Genomic DNA, 16,103 nt, shown 5'->3' with positions numbered 1-16,103 from the left:
ACCATGAACAATGATGTGATGACGACGAAGCGCGAACAGATTTCGGCGTTGGCCGATGGCCAGTTGCATGGCGATGCGTTTGCGGATGCCATCGCCTGCACAGGCGATGACGAAGGGCTGGCCACATGGCAGCTCTACCACCTGGTGGGTGATGTGCTGCGCTCGAACGAGCTGGCGCGTGCCGACAGTGGCAATGTGCTGCTCTCGCGCCTGCGCGAACAGATGGCCCAGGAGGCGCCGGTGCGGCGCCCTGCCGCGTTGGTACCCGAACCGGCCCTGGGTGTGGTGGCGCAGGCCCGGTTGCCTGCGGCCAATGCCTCGGTGTTCCGCTGGAAGATGGTGGCGGGGGTGGCCTCGCTGGCTGCCGTGGCGGCCATCGGGTGGTCTTCCGTCGGCATGCTGCAGGGCAGCAGCGGGGTTTCGGGGGCCCAGATGGCTTCTGTGGGAGCGCCTGTGATCCAGACTGCTCCGGCACCGCAGGGTGTCACGCAGTCGGGCTCCATGATCGCCGTGGCCGAGAACGAAGGCCAGCAGGTGATGATCCGCGATCCGCGCTTGGACGAGCTCCTGGCGGCCCACAAGCAGTTTGGCAGCACGTCCGCGCTGCAGATGCCTGCGGGCTTCCTGCGCAATGCCACCTTTGCCACGCCCAGCCGCTGAATTTGCCTGACCTGACGCGCCACAATGGGATGGATCTCTGACTTTGCCCTGGCGCATGCCGCCGCACGGGTGTGGCGGCGTGCTGCGATCGCTGGCCTGGCCTTGTGGCTGTGCGCTGGCTTGTGGCCTGCTCCAGCGCATGCGCAGTCTGCGCAGAGTTCGGTAGCGTCCGCGTTGCCGCCCCTGTCTCCGGTGAGTCCCGTGCGCGACATCGGCCAGTGGATAGAGCGCATGCACCAGGCGCCCCGCAATCGCCCCTATGTCGGTACCTTCGTGGTGCTGTCCTCCTCGGGCGCGATGTTCAGCTCGCGCATCTGGAATGCCTGTGACGGCAAGCAGCAACTGGAGCGGGTGGATGGCCTGAGCGGCACGCCGCGCAAGGTGTTCCGGCGCGACGGTGAAGTGCGCACCTTCTTGCCAGAGGAGCGCACGGTGCGCACCGAGCGCGGTGACGCGCGCGGGCTGTTCCCACAGTTGCCGTCGGTGCAGGGCACGTCCCTGGCCAGGCACTATGAGGCCCAGGTGCTGGGCCAGGAGCGCGTGGCCGGCCTGGATGCGGACGTGGTCTGGTTCAAGCCGCTGGATCCCCTGCGTTTCGGCTACCGCATCTGGAGCGAAAAGGAGTCGGGCCTGGTGGTCAAGTTGCAGACCCTGGCGACCGATGGCCGGGTGCTGGAGCAGGCGGCCTTTTCCGAACTCGACCTCAATGCCACCGTGCCTCTGGACAAGCTTTCGCGCATGATGGACGACGTATCGGGCTACAAGGTGATTGCCCCTGCGGCGGTGAAGACCACGGCGCTGGAAGAGGGTTGGCGCATGCGCCAGCCGGTGGCCGGCTTTGTGCCGCAAAGCTGCCACAAGAGGCTGGCGGCTGCGGGGCCCGCAGAGGCGTTGCCGGTGCTGCAGTGCCTGTACTCCGATGGCCTGGCGACTGTGTCGTTGTTCATCGAGCCCTTCGATGTGAAACGGCATGGCGCACAAGGCCAGTTGGGCAGTGTGGGCGCCACGCAGATGCTGGGCCAGCGCATGGCCTCCGATGCCTGGGTGACGGCCGTCGGTGAGGTGCCCATGCAGACGCTGCGCCTTTTCGTCGGTGCATTGGAGCGCGCGCGCTGACCTGGCGCGGCGAACAGCCCTGGTACTGCGTGGTTTTCGGGAACCAAATGCAGGCCCGCCTCTTCACAGGCTGTGACACTCTTTTTCGCGTTCCCCACAATTTGAAAGGTCGATGATGCCCAAGTTTGATTGGAGTATGCTGCGCGCCCTCGCCGTTTCGGGCGTGGTGGCGACGGTGGCCAGCGTGGCGGTGCTGCCCCAGGGCGCGGCCATGGCGCAGTCTGCCGTGGTCCGGGGCTTGCCGGACTTCACTGACCTGGTGGACCAGGTTGGTCCGTCGGTGGTGAACATCCGAACGCGCGAGAAGGCGTCCGAGCGTTCGGGCGCCAACGGCATGGACGAGGAGATGGCGGAGTTCTTCCGCCGCTTCGGCGTGCCGATTCCCAACGTGCCGCGCCAGCAGCGCCCTCAGCGTCCGCAGCAGGATGAGGAGGCGCAACCGCGCGGCGTGGGCTCGGGCTTCATCCTCACGGCCGATGGCTTCGTGATGACCAATGCGCACGTGGTCGAGGGGGCCGATGAGGTCATCGTTACGCTCACCGACAAGCGCGAGTTCAAGGCGCGCATCGTGGGTGTCGACAAGCGCACCGACGTGGCCGTGGTCAAGATCGAGGCCACCGGGTTGCCGGCTGTGAAGGTGGGCGACGTGAGTCGCCTCAAGGTGGGTGAGTGGGTCATGGCCATCGGCTCGCCCTTCGGCCTGGAAAACAGCGTGACCGCCGGCATCGTGAGCGCCAAGCAGCGCGACACGGGCGACTACCTGCCCTTCATCCAGACCGACGTGGCCATCAACCCCGGCAATTCCGGTGGCCCGCTGATCAACATGCGCGGCGAGGTGGTGGGGATCAACAGCCAGATCTACTCGCGTTCGGGTGGTTTCATGGGCATCTCGTTTGCGATCCCGATGGACGAAGCGATCCGCGTCAGCGAGCAGTTGCGCTCGTCGGGCCGCGTGACCCGGGGCCGCATTGGCGTGCAGATCGGCGCGGTGAGCAAGGACGTGGCCGACGCGATTGGTCTGGGCAAGTCGCAGGGTGCAATGGTGACGGGGGTGGAGTCGGGCTCGCCGGCCGACAAGGCCGGGGTCGAGGCAGGGGACATCATCACCCGCTTCGACGGCAAGCCCATCGAGAAGGTGGCAGACCTGCCGCGCCTGGTGGGCAACACCAAGCCCGGTACCAAGAGTGCCATCACGGTGTTCCGCCGCGGCAGCGCGCGCGACCTGACCATCACCATCGCCGAAATCGAACCCGACAAGCCGGTCGCCAAGGCCGTGGAGCGCGAGGAGAAGCCCAAGGCGTCGGCGGCAGCCCAGCAACTGGGTCTTTCCGTGCTTGAACTCACCGATGCACAGAAGAAGGAACTCAAGCTCAAGGGCGGCGTGGCCGTGGCATCGGCCACCGATGCCGCTGCGCGGGCGGGCCTGCGTGAAGGCGATGTGATTCTGTCTGTGGCCAATACGGAGATCGCGGGCCTCAAGGACTTCGAGTCGGTCGTGTCCAAGGCGGACAAGAGCAAGCCCTTGAGTCTGCTCTATCGCCGCGGCGAGTGGGCCCAATATGCGGTGATCCGCCCTCTGCGCTGAAGGAGGAGGTGGCCGAATTCCAGATGGGCAAAGGGGTAGTCCCATGGGCTATTCCCTCGGTATTTGATGGGTTTTCCCAAATAACTCCCTGGAAGCGGGCCCCTGCTGCGGCCCTGAAAAAAACTTAGAGGTTAGCTTTCGCTAACTTCCGGAACGGGGCATCAACCAGTTTCGATAGAATGCAGGGGTCTGTTCAACCGTTATGTGCATATTGAACGGCTCCTGCTCCACCATGCGGGATGCACCGTGTTCATGCACAGCTGATCCACAGCTCACCCACAAGTTGTTCATCATCGCGCGGACTGAATCTGTGAATAAACTGTGTATAAAATCCCTGTTGCAGTCAGGCAACGACCCTTTTCGTGCCAGTGCCGGGCTGCTTCCGACTCGCTTTTTGCCTACAATGAAGATCCAACTATCGCAGTTGCCAATGATTGTTGGTTCAGGGCGCGTCGCCACTCGACGCGCCCTTTTTTCTTGTGCGCGCCGTTTTAATTCAATTACTTGACGCTTCCCGTTGATGAACCACATCAGAAATTTTTCCATCATTGCGCACATCGACCATGGCAAGTCGACGTTGGCTGACCGCTTGATCCAGCGATGCGGCGGCCTTGCAGACCGCGATATGGAGGCCCAGGTTCTGGACTCGATGGACATCGAAAAAGAGCGTGGGATAACCATCAAGGCGCAGACCGCTGCGCTGCAGTACAAGGCCCAGGATGGGCAGGTCTACAACCTCAATCTGATCGACACTCCGGGTCACGTTGACTTCTCGTACGAGGTGAGCCGCTCCCTGTCCGCATGCGAAGGCGCGCTGCTCGTCGTCGATGCCTCGCAGGGCGTCGAAGCACAGACCGTGGCCAATTGCTACACCGCGCTCGACCTCGGCGTGGAAGTGGTGCCGGTGCTCAACAAGATGGATCTGCCCAATGCCGATCCGGAGAATGCGAAGGCCGAGATCGAGGACGTGATCGGCATCGATGCAGAGCATGCAATCCCCTGCTCGGCCAAGACCGGCATGGGCATCGACGAGATCCTCGAAGCCATCGTGGCCAAGGTGCCTGCGCCGCGCGGCAATGCCGACGGTCCGCTGCGCGCGATGATCGTCGACAGCTGGTTCGATAGCTACGTGGGCGTGGTGATGCTGGTGCGCGTGGTCGATGGCCGCCTGCTCAAGGGCGAGCGCATCAAGATGATGGCCAGCGAAGCGGTGTACAACGCGGACAACCTGGGCGTGTTCACCCCCGCCAACGAGCCGCGCAACTCGCTCGACGCGGGCCAGGTTGGCTACATCATCGCCGGCATCAAGGAGTTGCAGGCCGCCAAGGTGGGTGACACCATCACCCTCGAAAAGAAGCTGCCCAACAATGCCGGCCCAGCCACTGAAGCGCTGCCGGGTTTCAAGGAAATCCAGCCCCAGGTGTTTGCGGGCCTGTACCCGACGGAAGCCAGCGAGTACGACTCGCTGCGCGATGCGCTGGAAAAGCTCAAGCTCAACGACGCTTCGCTGCACTACGAACCCGAGGTCAGCCAGGCGCTGGGCTTTGGTTTTCGCTGCGGCTTCCTGGGCCTGTTGCACATGGAGATCGTGCAGGAGCGCCTGGAGCGAGAATTCGACCAGGACCTGATCACCACGGCGCCCAGTGTGGTCTACCAGGTGGTCCGCGCCGATGGCGAGACCGTCATGGTCGAGAACCCGTCCAAGATGCCCGACCAGGGCCGGATGGAAGAGGTGCGCGAGCCCATCGTCACCGTGCACCTGTACATGCCCCAGGACTACGTGGGCCCGGTGATGACGCTGGCCAACCAGAAGCGCGGTGTGCAGATCAACATGGCCTACCATGGCCGCCAGGTCATGCTGACCTATGAGATGCCGCTGGGCGAGATCGTGCTCGACTTCTTCGACAAGCTCAAGTCCGTCTCGCGCGGCTATGCGTCGATGGACTACGAGTTCAAGGAGTACCGCGCATCCGACGTGGTCAAGGTGGACATCCTGCTCAACGGCGAGAAGGTCGATGCGCTGTCCATCATCGTGCACCGTTCGCAGTCGCAGTACCGCGGCCGGGCAGTGGTGGGCAAGATGCGCGAGATCATCAGCCGCCAGATGTACGACGTGGCCATCCAGGCCGCCATCGGCGCCAACATCATCGCGCGCGAGACCATCAAGGCCCTGCGCAAGAACGTGCTGGCCAAGTGCTATGGCGGGGATATTTCCCGCAAGCGCAAGCTTCTGGAAAAGCAGAAGGCGGGCAAGAAGCGGATGAAGCAGATCGGTTCGGTCGAGGTGCCCCAGGAGGCCTTCCTCGCCATTTTGCAGGTGGAAGATTGATGCAGTTCATGCAAATTCTGACGGCCGCCATCCTGGCCGCCTTTCTTGGCTACGTGGGTTCCTGGTACTTTGGCCTCATCGAGGGCAATTTTGCGCTGCTGCTGTTCCTGGCCACGGTGGTCACGGGGGCCTTCTGGCTGGCCGAGCGGCTGTACTTCCTGCCCCAGCGCCGCCGTGCAGCCCAGGCGATTGAAGACGCTGCCGTGCAGCGCCGGGCCGAACTGGACCGCATGGGCATCCAGAAGGTGGATCTGGATGTGCAGGAAGCCCAGGGGCGCCTGCTCATGCAGCCCTGGTGGCTGGACTGGACGGCCGGGCTGTTCCCGGTGATCGCAGCGGTGTTCGTGCTGCGCTCCTTTCTGTTTGAACCATTCAAGATCCCGTCGGGCTCGATGATCCCGACCCTGCTGGTGGGCGACCTGATCCTGGTGAACAAGTTCACCTACGGCGTGCGCCTGCCGGTGATCAACACCAAGATCATCGAGGGCAACAAGCCCGCGCGCGGCGATGTCATGGTGTTCCGCTACCCGCCGCAGCCCAGCCTGGACTACATCAAGCGCGTGATCGGCGTGCCGGGCGACGAAGTGGCGTACCTGAACAAGCGCCTCACGATCAACGGGCAGGCGGTGCCCACCACGGCCGTCCCGGATTTTCTGGACGAAGTGAAGTACTACCCGCAACTCGAAGAGCAGATCGATGGCAAGGCACACCGATTGCTGAACTATCCGGATGCTCCGGCCTTCATCCAGGGCGCGACCAGTTTTGCGTATCGTGACAACTGCCGCTACAGTGTTGAAGGCGTGGTGTGCAAAGTGCCGGAAGGCCACTATTTCATGATGGGGGACAACCGCGACAATTCGCTGGATTCTCGCTATTGGGGCTTTGTGCCCGACGCCAACATCGTGGGCAAGGCCTTTTTCGTCTGGATGAATTTCAGCAATCCCAAGCGCATCGGGTCTTTCCAATGACCCATGGCCTGTTTTAATCAGTAAGTACGGAGAGGGGAGAGTATGTATTCCAACCGTTTTGCCAGCCGTTCGCGCCAGCGTGGTCTGTCGTTCATTGGTGTGATTTTCATCGGGCTGATCTGCGTGGCCGCATTTGCCATCGGTGGGCAGTCTGTCCCCATTTTTCTGGAGTACCAGGCGATCAACAAGGCTGCCACCAAGGCTGCCAAGGAAGAGACCACGGTGGCCGGGATACGTGGTGCTTTTGACCGAGCGGGTGCGATCGACAACATCAGTTCTATCTCTGGCAAAGACCTGGAGGTCACGAAGCGTGGCGATAAGAATGTGGTGAGTTTTAAGTATTCACGCGAGATCCCCCTCGCTGGTCCGGCTTATCTCGTCTACCGCTTCGAGGGACAGACCAAGTAGTGTCCCCCAGTCTTCTTGCGCTGCAGGACCGCCTGCAGCATCCCTTTTCCGACCCCTCGCTGCTGCAACGTGCCATCACGCACCGCAGCTTTTCGGCCGACCACAATGAGCGGCTCGAGTTCCTGGGGGACTCCGTCCTAAACCTCGCGGTGGCGAGTCTTCTGTACCAGCGCCTGGGGTCCTTGCCTGAAGGCGACCTCTCGCGCGTGCGGGCCAACCTGGTCAAGCAGGACACCCTGCACCAGTTGTCCCTGCGCCTGCGTGTGTCTGAGGTGTTGCGCCTCGGTGAGGGTGAATCCAAATCCGGTGGCCACCAGCGCCCTTCGATCCTTGCCGATGCGCTGGAGGCGCTGATCGGCGCGGTCTACCTCGACGCCGGTTATATGCAGGCCGAAGCCCTGGTGCACCGCCTGTTCCAGGCCATGGAGATCAACCCGCAGATGCAGGCGGCCTCCAAAGACCCGAAGACCGCGTTGCAGGAGTGGCTCCAGGGCCGCAAAATGAAGCTTCCGCAGTATGCCGTCGTGGCCACCGTGGGGGCGGCGCACCGCCAGACCTTCGATGTCGAGTGCGATATTCCCGAACTGGGCCTGATAGAGCGTGGCATCGGCGGCTCCCGCCGTGCCGGTGAGCAGGCTGCGGCAGCGGCCATGCTGGCCACACTGAAAGCAAAGAATCTATGAACGACGACAACGCCACCAACGACACAGCGGGCGATGCCGGTACCCCTGCAGACCATCCCCAAACCCCGGGGGATCTGGATGCCATGCTGGCGGCTGCAGGTGCACCTGCGGCCATGCCAGGCCAGCGCTGCGGCGTGATTGCCATCGTCGGCAAGCCCAACGTGGGCAAGTCCACCCTGCTCAATGCACTGGTGGGCCAGAAGATCAGCATCACCTCGCGCAAGGCACAGACCACGCGCCACCGCATCACCGGCATCCGCACGCGCGAGCAGACCCAGTTCGTCTTTGTCGACACCCCAGGTTTTCAGACCCGGCATGCCACGGCCCTGAACAAGTCGCTCAACAAGACCGTGATGGGCGCCATCGGCGACGTGGACCTGATCCTCTTCGTCGTGGAGGCGGGCAACTTCACGCTGGCCGACGCCAAGGTGCTGTCGCTGTTCAAGCCCGGCATTCCCACCTTGCTGATTGCCAACAAGCTCGACATGGTCAACCGCCGTGCCGAGCTGGCCCCCTGGCTCAAGAGCATGCAGGAGCGCCACCCGTTCGCCGAATTCGTGCCCATGTCGGCCAAGAACAAGGGCGATATCGAGCGTCTCTTCGGTATCTGCGCCAAATACCTGCCCGAGCAGGCCTGGTGGTATGGCGAGGACGAGCTCACCGACCGCAGCGAGAAATTCCTGGCCGGCGAAACCGTGCGCGAAAAGCTGTTCCGCTTCACGGGTGACGAGTTGCCTTACACCTCCACTGTGGTCATCGACAAGTTTGAGGAAGAAGCGAGCAAGCAGCACAAGCGCCTCGTGAAGATCGCCGCCACCATTGTGGTCGAGCGCGACAACCACAAGATGATGGTCATCGGCGACAAGGGCGAGCGCTTGAAGCGCATCGGCACCGAAGCCCGCCAGGAACTCGAAAAGCTCATGGATGCCAAGGTGTTCCTGGAGCTATGGGTCAAGGTGCGCTCGGGCTGGGCCGATGACGAGGCGCGTGTGCGCTCCTTCGGTTACGAGTGAGGATGGCCGCCGCGCTGCTCCGTGCAGAGGCGCTTCAACGCCTGCGGCCTGGCTGAAAGCCGCCCATGGCCGTTGCCAAGCGCATTTCCGATGAACCGGCCTTCGTACTGCACAGCTACGACTGGAGCGAGTCGAGCCTGATCCTGGAGGTGTTCTGTCGCCGCCAGGGCCGTGTCGCCCTGGTCGCCAAAGGCGCCAAGAAGCCCACCTCCAATTTTCGCCCCGTGCTGCTGCCGCTGCAGCCGCTCTTGCTCACCTACACCCTGTCGGGCGATGGCTCGGCCGACATCCACACGCTCAAGGGGGCCGAGTGGGTTGGCGGGCATGTCATGCCGACGGGTGATGCCCTGCTGTCGGGCATGTACCTCAATGAGCTGCTGCTGCGCCTGCTGGCGCGGGCTGATGCACACACTGCGCTGTTCGATGACTATGCCGGCGTGGTGCGCGTGCTCGCCAGCGAGCATGGCGATGCACTCGAGCCCGTGCTGCGCAGTTTCGAGCTGCTGCTGCTGCGCGAGATCGGGCTCTTGCCCAGCCTGGATGCGCAGACCATGACCCTGGAGCCCTTGCACCCCGGCACGCGCTACACGCTGGTGGCCGAAGGGGGGTTGCGTGCGGCCTCATCTGGCGATCGCGTCGCGCTGCCCGGCAGCCAGTGGCAGGCCCTGCAGGCGGCACTGGACAGCAATGCATCCAGCTACACCGCCACCTTGCGCGCCTGCGCTCCGGTGGCCGCCGAGCTCAAGCCCCAACTGCGGGCGCTCTTGCAATACCATTGCGGCAGTCCCACGCTGCGCACCCGCCAGCTCATGATGGATCTGCAGTCTCTCTGACCTCTATACACCACATGCCACACCCCACGCCGCACCGTACCGCCCTGTCGGTCAACGTCAACAAGGTCGCCCTGGTGCGCAACACGCGCCACCTGGGAATTCCCAGTGTCACGCGTGCGGCCCAGCTGTGCCTTGAAGCCGGCGCGCGGGGCATCACCGTGCATCCCCGTCCGGACGAACGCCACATCCGCAGCCATGACGTGTTCGAGCTGGCTGAACTGATGAAGGCCTGGCCCGACCGGGAGTACAACATCGAGGGCAACCCCTCGCAGAACCTGATGGACTTTATCCGCCAGGTGCGCCCGCACCAGGCCACTTTCGTGCCCGACAGCGAAGACCAGTTCACCAGCGACCATGGCTGGAGCTTCCCGCAGGATGCCGAGCGCCTGGCGCCCTTGATCGCCGAGTGCAAGGCCCTGGGCGTTCGCGTGAGCCTGTTCATGGACCCGGTGCCCGAAGCCATGGCCGCCGCCAAGGCCGTGGGGGCTGATCGCGTCGAGCTTTACACCGAGCCTTATGCCGCCGCCTGGGGAACCTCCGGGCAGGCCTTGCAGTTGGAGCGCTACCGCACTGCCGCCCAGGCCGCGCTCGATGCCGGGCTGGGCGTCAATGCCGGCCATGACCTGAACCGCGACAACCTCACCGCTTTCGTGCGCGAGGTGCCCGGCGTGCTGGAGGTGTCCATTGGCCACGCGCTGATCGCCGATGCATTGGAACTGGGCTACGCCGCCACCGTGCAGGCCTACAACGCCTGCATCGCCCCAGCAGGCTGAGTGCCGTGCCATGATCTACGGCATCGGAACCGACATCTGCGACGTGCGCCGTATCCAGGCCAGCCTGGAGCGCCATGGCGACCGCTTCGCCGAAAAGGTGCTGTCCCAGGGTGAACTCGCCACCTGGCGTGCGCGCACGGCCCGCTGGCCGGACCGGGGCCTGCGCTACCTGGCCACGCGCTTTTCCGCTAAGGAAGCCTTCAGCAAGGCCATCGGCCTCGGCATGCGCATGCCCATGACCTGGCGCCACTGCGAAGTGGCCAAGCTGCCTTCGGGCCAACCCGTGATCGTGCTGCACGGTGCGCTCAAGGAATGGTTCGAAGAGCGTGGCCTGCAGGCCCACCTGAGCGTCACGGACGAGACGGACTACGCCGCCAGCTTCTGCGTGGTCGAAAAAGCCCCCTGATTTCCGCCGGCATGCAGCTCTCAGCGTGGCCGCCCAGTTTCCATCCCTTCTGATTTCACAAGCCCATGACCGAACACGCACCCGTCATCCTCGATGTGGCCGGCACCGCGCTCAGCGCCGACGACCGCCGCCGCCTGGCCCACCCGCTCACTGGCGGCGTGATCCTGTTCGCCCGCAACTGGGAAAACCGGGCCCAGTTGCTGGGCCTGACCAGCGCCATCAAGGCCGTGCGCGATGATCTGCTGGTCTGCGTGGACCATGAAGGCGGGCGCGTGCAGCGCTTTCGCACCGACGGCTTCACCCACCTGCCGCCCATGCGCGCCCTGGGCGCGATGTGGATGGACGATGGCAAGGGCGCCAAGGCGGTGCCCGGCAGCGGCGCCCTGCGCGCGACCAATGCCGCGACGGCCGCCGGCTATGTGCTGGGCACCGAGCTGCGCGCCTGCGGCGTGGATTTCTCGTTCACCCCGGTGCTCGACCTCGACTGGCAGGACGAAGACGCCGGCTCGCGCAGTGGCGTGATCGGCGACCGCTCCTTCCACCGCGATCCGCGCGTCGTGGCCCTGCTCGCCAAGAGCCTCATGCACGGACTGCTGCAGGCCGGCATGGCCAATTGCGGCAAGCACTTTCCCGGCCATGGCTTCGCCCGGGCCGATTCGCACACCGAGGTACCGGTGGACACGCGCAGCCTCAAGGCCATCCTGGCCGACGACGCGGCGCCATACCCCTGGCTCAGCAGCACGCTCACCAGCGTGATGCCGGCCCACGTGATCTACCCCAAGGTGGACAGCCGCCCCGCCGGGTTCTCCCAACGCTGGCTGCAGGACATCCTGCGCCGCGAGATGCGCTTTGATGGCGCCATCTTCAGCGACGACCTGAGCATGGAAGGGGCTCGCCGCCTCGATGGCCAACTGGTCAGCTACACCGATGGTGCCCTGGCCGCGCTGCAGGCCGGATGCGATCTGGTGCTGCTGTGCAACCAGAGCGTGGGCGATGGCAAGGCCGTGGACGAACTGCTGGGCGGCCTGGCGGATGCGCAGGCCCGGGGCCGCTGGCAGCCCAATGTGGACAGCGAGTCGCGCCGCATCGCCCTGCTGCCCGAGACCCTTCCCCAGGCCTGGGACGACCTCATGTACCAGCCGGCCTACCTTCAGGCGCTGGACCTGCTGCCCTGATCCGCGTTCGAGGCCTGCTGCCGCAGGCTCAGGGTGCTGGATACGCCGATGGAGCGCTCTGCGCGGGCAGTGCTGGAGCGGGTTCCGCGACAGGTGCCGCCAGGGGCGGGGGCGGCCCTCTCCAGCGCCGTATCACGCGCTGGAAGATCAGGGCGTTGGGTATCTGCAGCCAGGTGCCATCCGGGCCCGCATGGAGGTGGTCTTCGAGCGTGGTGTACAGCAGGTTGATGTCCACCACCCGGCCTTTGGCGCCGGGCTTCTCTGCCGTGTCCAGCACCTCGATATAGTCGCCCACGCGGAACGGCCGCACCGTGAAGATCAGCAGCGCGCAGAACAGGTTGGACAACACGCTCCACGCCGCGAAGAAAGCCACGGCGCCCACGGTGGCAAAGCCCGTCAGGGCCGTCCACAGCACCGTGGCCGAAACCCCCATGCGTTCGAGCACCAGCAGGGAGGCGCTGGCCACGATGGTCCAGCGTATCAATCCCTTGATGGGTACCAGCAGCTCGTCGGGCAACTGGTAGTGGGCGGCGGCACGCGCCACCAGGCGCCGCAGCAGGCGCTGCAGCATCCAGGCCACAAAAACGACCAGCAGGATCTGCAGGCTGGGCACGATCACATCGAGCCAGTCCTGCACCCAGTCCGGGAGCCGCGTCTTCAAAACATGCAGACCGTTGGTGGCCATGGAAAAAGGGCGCGCTCGGGCGCGCAGAAAACGGAAAAGATCGCCATCAGCTGCGCAATTGCTCCACGGTGTCCATCTGCATCTCGAAACTGAAAAAGCGGTTGCGGCCCTGGGCCTTGGCCGCATACAGTGCCTGGTCGGCGCGCATGATCATGCTCTCGGCATTGGTGCTGTCGTCGGGCACGCAGGTGGTGATGCCACCCGACAGCGTGAGTGCATCGCCCAGCGGCGAGTCGGGGTGGGCAATGCCGCGCACCTTGAGCAACTGGCCCAGGGCCCTTGCAAAGGTCATGGCACCCGATCGCGGGGTGTTGGGCAGGATCAGTGCGAACTCTTCGCCGCCATAGCGCGAAGCCACGTCGCGCGGCCGCACGCACACCTCGCGCAGCAACCGGCCCACCTCTTTCAGGCAGGCGTCTCCCTGCACGTGGCCGCTGGCGTCGTTGAACAGCTTGAAATGGTCCAGGTCGCACAGCATCAGCGTCAGCGGCGTGCCGTCGCGCCGGGCCGACAGGATCTCGCTGTGCAGCATGCGGTCAAAGCCCCGGCGGTTCACCAGGCCGGTCAGCGAGTCCACTTCCACCATCTCGTTGAGGCGCTGGTTGGCCAGATGCAGCTCGGCCGATACCGACACCAGCCGCCGGCGCATGTCCAAGAGGCGCTGCATGGCGCGCAGCTTGGCCATCAGCACGATGGGCTTGACGGGCTTGACCAGGTAGTCGTCGCCCCCCACCTCGATGCCGCGCCATACGTCGAGTTCATTGTCCAGGCCCGACAGGAAGATGATCGGCGTCCAGTCGCCCGCCTCGCTCTCGCGCATCTGCTGGGCCACCCAGTAGCCGTCCTTGCCGGGCAGCCGGATGTCCAGCAGCACCAGGTCCGGCCGATGTGTCTTGAACAGGTGCAGTGCCGCCGCACCTTCGGGGGCCTCGAAGATCTCCGACACCCCTGCGTGCCGCAGCTCGGCCACGAGCGCCGCCCTCACCGAATTCTGGTCCTCCACCACCAGTACCGAAAAACTGTTGCGGGAGGACGCCGAGGCGGGCGCTGCAGGGTAGGGCGCGCTGCTGGGGGTGAAGGGCACGGTAGCTCTCCTTGAAGCGAAGGGCACTGCGCGGCAGCCGCTCAGGACTCCCGCCGCAATGCCGGGAACAGTATCACGTCGCGGATGCTCGGGCTATCGGTCAACAGCATCATCAGGCGGTCGATGCCGATGCCGCAGCCGCCCGTGGGAGGCATGCCGTACTCCAGCGCGCGCACGAAATCGTGGTCGTAGAACATGGCCTCGTCGTCACCGCTGTCCTTGGCGGCCACCTGGGCGTGGAAACGCGCGGCCTGGTCCTCGGCGTCGTTGAGCTCGCTGAAACCATTGCCGAACTCGCGCCCGGTGATGTACAGCTCGAAGCGCTCGGTCACCTCGGGCCGGGTGTCGTTGGCACGCGCCAGCGGCGAGATTTCGGTGGGGTGCTCCATGATGAAGGTGGGCAGCCACAGCTTGTCTTCCACCGTCTCTTCGAAATACAGCACCTGCAGGCTGGCCAGCGAACGCGTGGACAGCTTGTTCTTTTCTTCGTTCAGGCCCAGCTTCTTCAGTGCACTGATCAGCCACGCGGCGTCGTCCACATGGGCGCCTGCCTCGGTGTACTGGAAGATGGCTTCGCGGATCGTCAGGCGCGCAAACGGCTGCGACAGGTCCACCGCGCGGCCCTGGTAGGTCAGCTGCAGCGAGCCCGTGGCCTTGAGCGCCACTTCGCGGATCAGCGTCTCGGTGAAGTCCATCAGGTCCAGGTAGTTCCAGTACGCCGCGTAGAACTCCATCATGGTGAACTCGGGGTTGTGGCGCACAGAGATACCTTCGTTGCGGTAGCTGCGGTTGATCTCGAACACGCGCTCGAAACCGCCCACGATCAGGCGCTTCAAGTACAGCTCCGGCGCGATGCGCAGGTACATCTCCTGCTCGAGCGCGTTGTGGTGCGTCACGAAGGGCTTGGCATTGGCACCGCCCGGGATCGGGTGCAGCATGGGCGTCTCGACCTCAAGGAAGCCGTGGTCCACCATGAACTCGCGCAGGCCGCTCACGGCCTTGCTGCGCGCGATGAAGCGCCTGCGCGCCTGTTCGTCGGTGATCAGGTCCACATAGCGCTGGCGGTACTTCTGCTCTTGGTCGGCCATGCCGTGGAACTTATCGGGCAGCGGGCGCAGGCTCTTGGTCAACAAGCGCAGGCGCGTGACCTTGATCGACAGCTCGCCGGTCTTGGTCTTGAACGTGGTGCCCTCGGCGCCCACGATGTCGCCCAGATCCCAGTGCTTGAAGGCCGCATAGGCCTCTTCGCCCAGCGCATCGCGGGTCACGTACAGCTGGATCTGGCCGCCGGTGTCGCCCAGGGATCCGTCCTGCACCGTGGCAAAGCTGGCCTTGCCCATCACGCGCTTGAGCATCATGCGGCCGGCCACGCTCACCGTGGCCGGATTGGCCTCCAGGGCCTCGGCATCGAGTGGGCCATAGGTCAGGTGCAACTCGGCCGCCTTGTTCGCCGGCTTGAAATTGTTGGGGAAAGCCACGGCGCCGCCCTGGGCCTGGGTTTCGCGCAGCGCGCGGAGCTTTTCGCGGCGCTCGGCCATGAGCTTGTTGTCGTCCGGGGGCACTGGTGGGGTGTTCTGTTCAGACATAGGTGCTGTCAATGCGGTGCGAGCGTGGTGCGTCGAAAATAAGGGGCTGTCAGGGAGTCTGCGGCAGCCAACCCTTGATTTTATCGGCTTGGCGGGCGCAACCCGGTTTTTTACCCGTGCAGTGCCGGGTTTTAGGCACCGTGGGCGGCCCTGCGCGGTCGCTGCGGTGGTTCAGCGCGGCGTATCCTGGCCCGGCGACGCATCCGGGCGCAGCACGGCGTGCATCGTCTGCGCCAGGATCCGCAGGTCCTGCCACACGCTGTGGTTGCGCGCATAGCGCGCGGCATAGTCCAGCTTCACGGGCAGGATCTCTTGCACGTAGGTGCGCTCGGGGTCGGCGCTCTGCGCCAGCAGCGCGCTTTCGTTGCGAAATGCGATGGAGGCCAGGTCGGTGATGCCCGGGCGCACGCTCAGCACGATGGCTCTGAGCTCGGCCGGGTACATCGCCACATAGCGCGGCACTTCGGGCCGCGGGCCCACCAGGCTCATGTCGCCCTTGAGTACATTGAACAGCTGCGGCAGTTCGTCTAGCTTGCTGTGGCGCAGCCACTGGCCCGCGCGGGTGATGCGCGCGTCCTCCCCCACGGTAATGGCCGGGCCCGCCCGGTCGGCCCCGGTGTGCATGGAGCGGAACTTGTAGATGTGAAAGCTGCGCCCGTGCCGGCCCACCCGCTCCTGGCGGAACAACGCCCCGCCTGCCGAATCCCAGCGCACCCATAGCGCGATGGCCAGCAGCACCGGGCTGAGCGCCAGCAGGGCGCCGCCCGAGACCACGATGTCCATCAGGCGCTTGAGCATC

General features: G+C 64.8%; 16 protein-coding genes. 12 read left to right on the top strand and 4 right to left on the bottom strand.

Annotated elements, in window-relative coordinates; translation table 11 throughout:
• Positions 1-3 precede the first annotated feature (3 nt).
• The 12 genes from ACSQ3Y_RS26630 (at position 4) to nagZ (ending at position 11,949) form a co-directional block, all read left to right on the top strand.
• Entirely contained in the window at positions 4-660 is a 657-nt protein-coding gene (locus tag ACSQ3Y_RS26630; protein WP_436179390.1) for a sigma-E factor negative regulatory protein, read from the top strand.
• A gap of 24 nt (positions 661-684) precedes the next feature.
• Positions 685-1,776, top strand: coding sequence for a MucB/RseB C-terminal domain-containing protein (locus tag ACSQ3Y_RS26625; protein WP_057202104.1), 1,092 nt, complete (start codon positions 685-687; stop codon positions 1,774-1,776).
• Positions 1,777-1,891: 115 nt separating this feature from the next.
• The gene (locus tag ACSQ3Y_RS26620; RefSeq protein WP_057202559.1) at positions 1,892-3,361 is read left to right on the top strand and encodes a Do family serine endopeptidase; all 1,470 of its coding nucleotides are present in this window, start codon (positions 1,892-1,894) and stop codon (positions 3,359-3,361) included.
• A gap of 520 nt (positions 3,362-3,881) precedes the next feature.
• The gene (lepA, locus tag ACSQ3Y_RS26615; protein WP_057268442.1) at positions 3,882-5,690 is read left to right on the top strand and encodes a translation elongation factor 4; all 1,809 of its coding nucleotides are present in this window, start codon (positions 3,882-3,884) and stop codon (positions 5,688-5,690) included.
• Positions 5,690-6,658, top strand: a complete 969-nt coding sequence (gene lepB, locus ACSQ3Y_RS26610; protein WP_436179389.1) for a signal peptidase I — start codon at positions 5,690-5,692, stop codon at positions 6,656-6,658. Before lepA ends, lepB begins: the two co-directional genes overlap by 1 nt.
• A gap of 42 nt (positions 6,659-6,700) precedes the next feature.
• Positions 6,701-7,066 (top strand): DUF4845 domain-containing protein, encoded by a 366-nt coding sequence (locus tag ACSQ3Y_RS26605; RefSeq protein ID WP_436179388.1) that lies wholly within the window; start codon positions 6,701-6,703, stop codon positions 7,064-7,066.
• The gene (rnc, locus tag ACSQ3Y_RS26600; RefSeq protein ID WP_436179387.1) at positions 7,066-7,749 is read left to right on the top strand and encodes a ribonuclease III; all 684 of its coding nucleotides are present in this window, start codon (positions 7,066-7,068) and stop codon (positions 7,747-7,749) included. The genes ACSQ3Y_RS26605 and rnc overlap by 1 nt, the downstream gene beginning before the upstream one ends.
• Entirely contained in the window at positions 7,746-8,762 is a 1,017-nt protein-coding gene (era, locus tag ACSQ3Y_RS26595) for a GTPase Era (protein ID WP_057202109.1), read from the top strand. The genes rnc and era overlap by 4 nt, the downstream gene beginning before the upstream one ends.
• Positions 8,763-8,827: 65 nt before the next feature.
• Positions 8,828-9,595 carry a DNA repair protein RecO gene (gene recO, locus ACSQ3Y_RS26590; RefSeq protein ID WP_057268447.1) on the top strand — a complete coding sequence of 256 codons (768 nt, stop codon included), beginning with the start codon at positions 8,828-8,830 and terminating at the stop codon, positions 9,593-9,595.
• A gap of 14 nt (positions 9,596-9,609) precedes the next feature.
• Positions 9,610-10,368 carry a pyridoxine 5'-phosphate synthase gene (locus ACSQ3Y_RS26585; protein WP_057268448.1) on the top strand — a complete coding sequence of 253 codons (759 nt, stop codon included), beginning with the start codon at positions 9,610-9,612 and terminating at the stop codon, positions 10,366-10,368.
• Between the two features lie 10 nt (positions 10,369-10,378).
• The gene (gene acpS, locus ACSQ3Y_RS26580; RefSeq protein WP_057202112.1) at positions 10,379-10,774 is read left to right on the top strand and encodes a holo-ACP synthase; all 396 of its coding nucleotides are present in this window, start codon (positions 10,379-10,381) and stop codon (positions 10,772-10,774) included.
• A gap of 65 nt (positions 10,775-10,839) precedes the next feature.
• Positions 10,840-11,949, top strand: a complete 1,110-nt coding sequence (nagZ, locus tag ACSQ3Y_RS26575; protein WP_427999683.1) for a beta-N-acetylhexosaminidase — start codon at positions 10,840-10,842, stop codon at positions 11,947-11,949.
• A 28-nt stretch (positions 11,950-11,977) separates the two neighbouring features.
• Here the strand turns inward: nagZ and ACSQ3Y_RS26570 are convergent, their stop codons facing one another.
• The 4 genes from ACSQ3Y_RS26570 to ACSQ3Y_RS26555 form a co-directional block, all read right to left on the bottom strand.
• Positions 11,978-12,634 (bottom strand): mechanosensitive ion channel family protein, encoded by a 657-nt coding sequence (locus tag ACSQ3Y_RS26570; RefSeq protein ID WP_427999684.1) that lies wholly within the window; start codon positions 12,632-12,634, stop codon positions 11,978-11,980.
• 46 nt (positions 12,635-12,680) lie between these two features.
• Positions 12,681-13,718 (bottom strand): GGDEF domain-containing response regulator, encoded by a 1,038-nt coding sequence (locus tag ACSQ3Y_RS26565; protein ID WP_436179386.1) that lies wholly within the window; start codon positions 13,716-13,718, stop codon positions 12,681-12,683.
• A gap of 41 nt (positions 13,719-13,759) precedes the next feature.
• A complete protein-coding gene (gene lysS, locus ACSQ3Y_RS26560) occupies positions 13,760-15,304 on the bottom strand; it encodes a lysine--tRNA ligase (RefSeq protein WP_057202116.1) in 1,545 nt (514 codons plus the stop codon).
• Positions 15,305-15,475: 171 nt separating this feature from the next.
• Positions 15,476-16,102, bottom strand: coding sequence for a sugar transferase (locus ACSQ3Y_RS26555; protein WP_436180176.1), 627 nt, complete (start codon positions 16,100-16,102; stop codon positions 15,476-15,478).
• Between the last annotated feature and the right edge of the window lies 1 nt (position 16,103).

Origin of the sequence: Acidovorax sp. LjRoot66, assembly GCF_964253305.1 — a bacterium.
Classification (GTDB): domain Bacteria; phylum Pseudomonadota; class Gammaproteobacteria; order Burkholderiales; family Burkholderiaceae_C; genus Acidovorax.
The sequence above is the reverse complement of the archived record's forward strand: the minus strand, read 5'-3'. Positions and strand labels throughout refer to the sequence as shown.

What these genes read in the sequence shown, in the direction of transcription:
- ACSQ3Y_RS26630 (WP_436179390.1), top strand. Translation starts at nt 4, where the DNA reads ATGAACAATGATGTGATGACGACGAAGCGCGAACAGATTTCGGCGTTG.
- ACSQ3Y_RS26625 (WP_057202104.1), top strand. Translation starts at nt 685, where the DNA reads ATGGGATGGATCTCTGACTTTGCCCTGGCGCATGCCGCCGCACGGGTG.
- ACSQ3Y_RS26620 (WP_057202559.1), top strand. Translation starts at nt 1,892, where the DNA reads ATGCCCAAGTTTGATTGGAGTATGCTGCGCGCCCTCGCCGTTTCGGGC.
- lepA (WP_057268442.1), top strand. Translation starts at nt 3,882, where the DNA reads ATGAACCACATCAGAAATTTTTCCATCATTGCGCACATCGACCATGGC.
- lepB (WP_436179389.1), top strand. Translation starts at nt 5,690, where the DNA reads ATGCAGTTCATGCAAATTCTGACGGCCGCCATCCTGGCCGCCTTTCTT.
- ACSQ3Y_RS26605 (WP_436179388.1), top strand. Translation starts at nt 6,701, where the DNA reads ATGTATTCCAACCGTTTTGCCAGCCGTTCGCGCCAGCGTGGTCTGTCG.
- era (WP_057202109.1), top strand. Translation starts at nt 7,746, where the DNA reads ATGAACGACGACAACGCCACCAACGACACAGCGGGCGATGCCGGTACC.
- recO (WP_057268447.1), top strand. Translation starts at nt 8,828, where the DNA reads ATGGCCGTTGCCAAGCGCATTTCCGATGAACCGGCCTTCGTACTGCAC.
- ACSQ3Y_RS26585 (WP_057268448.1), top strand. Translation starts at nt 9,610, where the DNA reads ATGCCACACCCCACGCCGCACCGTACCGCCCTGTCGGTCAACGTCAAC.
- acpS (WP_057202112.1), top strand. Translation starts at nt 10,379, where the DNA reads ATGATCTACGGCATCGGAACCGACATCTGCGACGTGCGCCGTATCCAG.
- nagZ (WP_427999683.1), top strand. Translation starts at nt 10,840, where the DNA reads ATGACCGAACACGCACCCGTCATCCTCGATGTGGCCGGCACCGCGCTC.
- ACSQ3Y_RS26570 (WP_427999684.1), bottom strand. Translation starts at nt 12,634, where the DNA reads ATGGCCACCAACGGTCTGCATGTTTTGAAGACGCGGCTCCCGGACTGG.
- lysS (WP_057202116.1), bottom strand. Translation starts at nt 15,304, where the DNA reads ATGTCTGAACAGAACACCCCACCAGTGCCCCCGGACGACAACAAGCTC.
- ACSQ3Y_RS26555 (WP_436180176.1), bottom strand. Translation starts at nt 16,102, where the DNA reads ATGCTCAAGCGCCTGATGGACATCGTGGTCTCGGGCGGCGCCCTGCTG.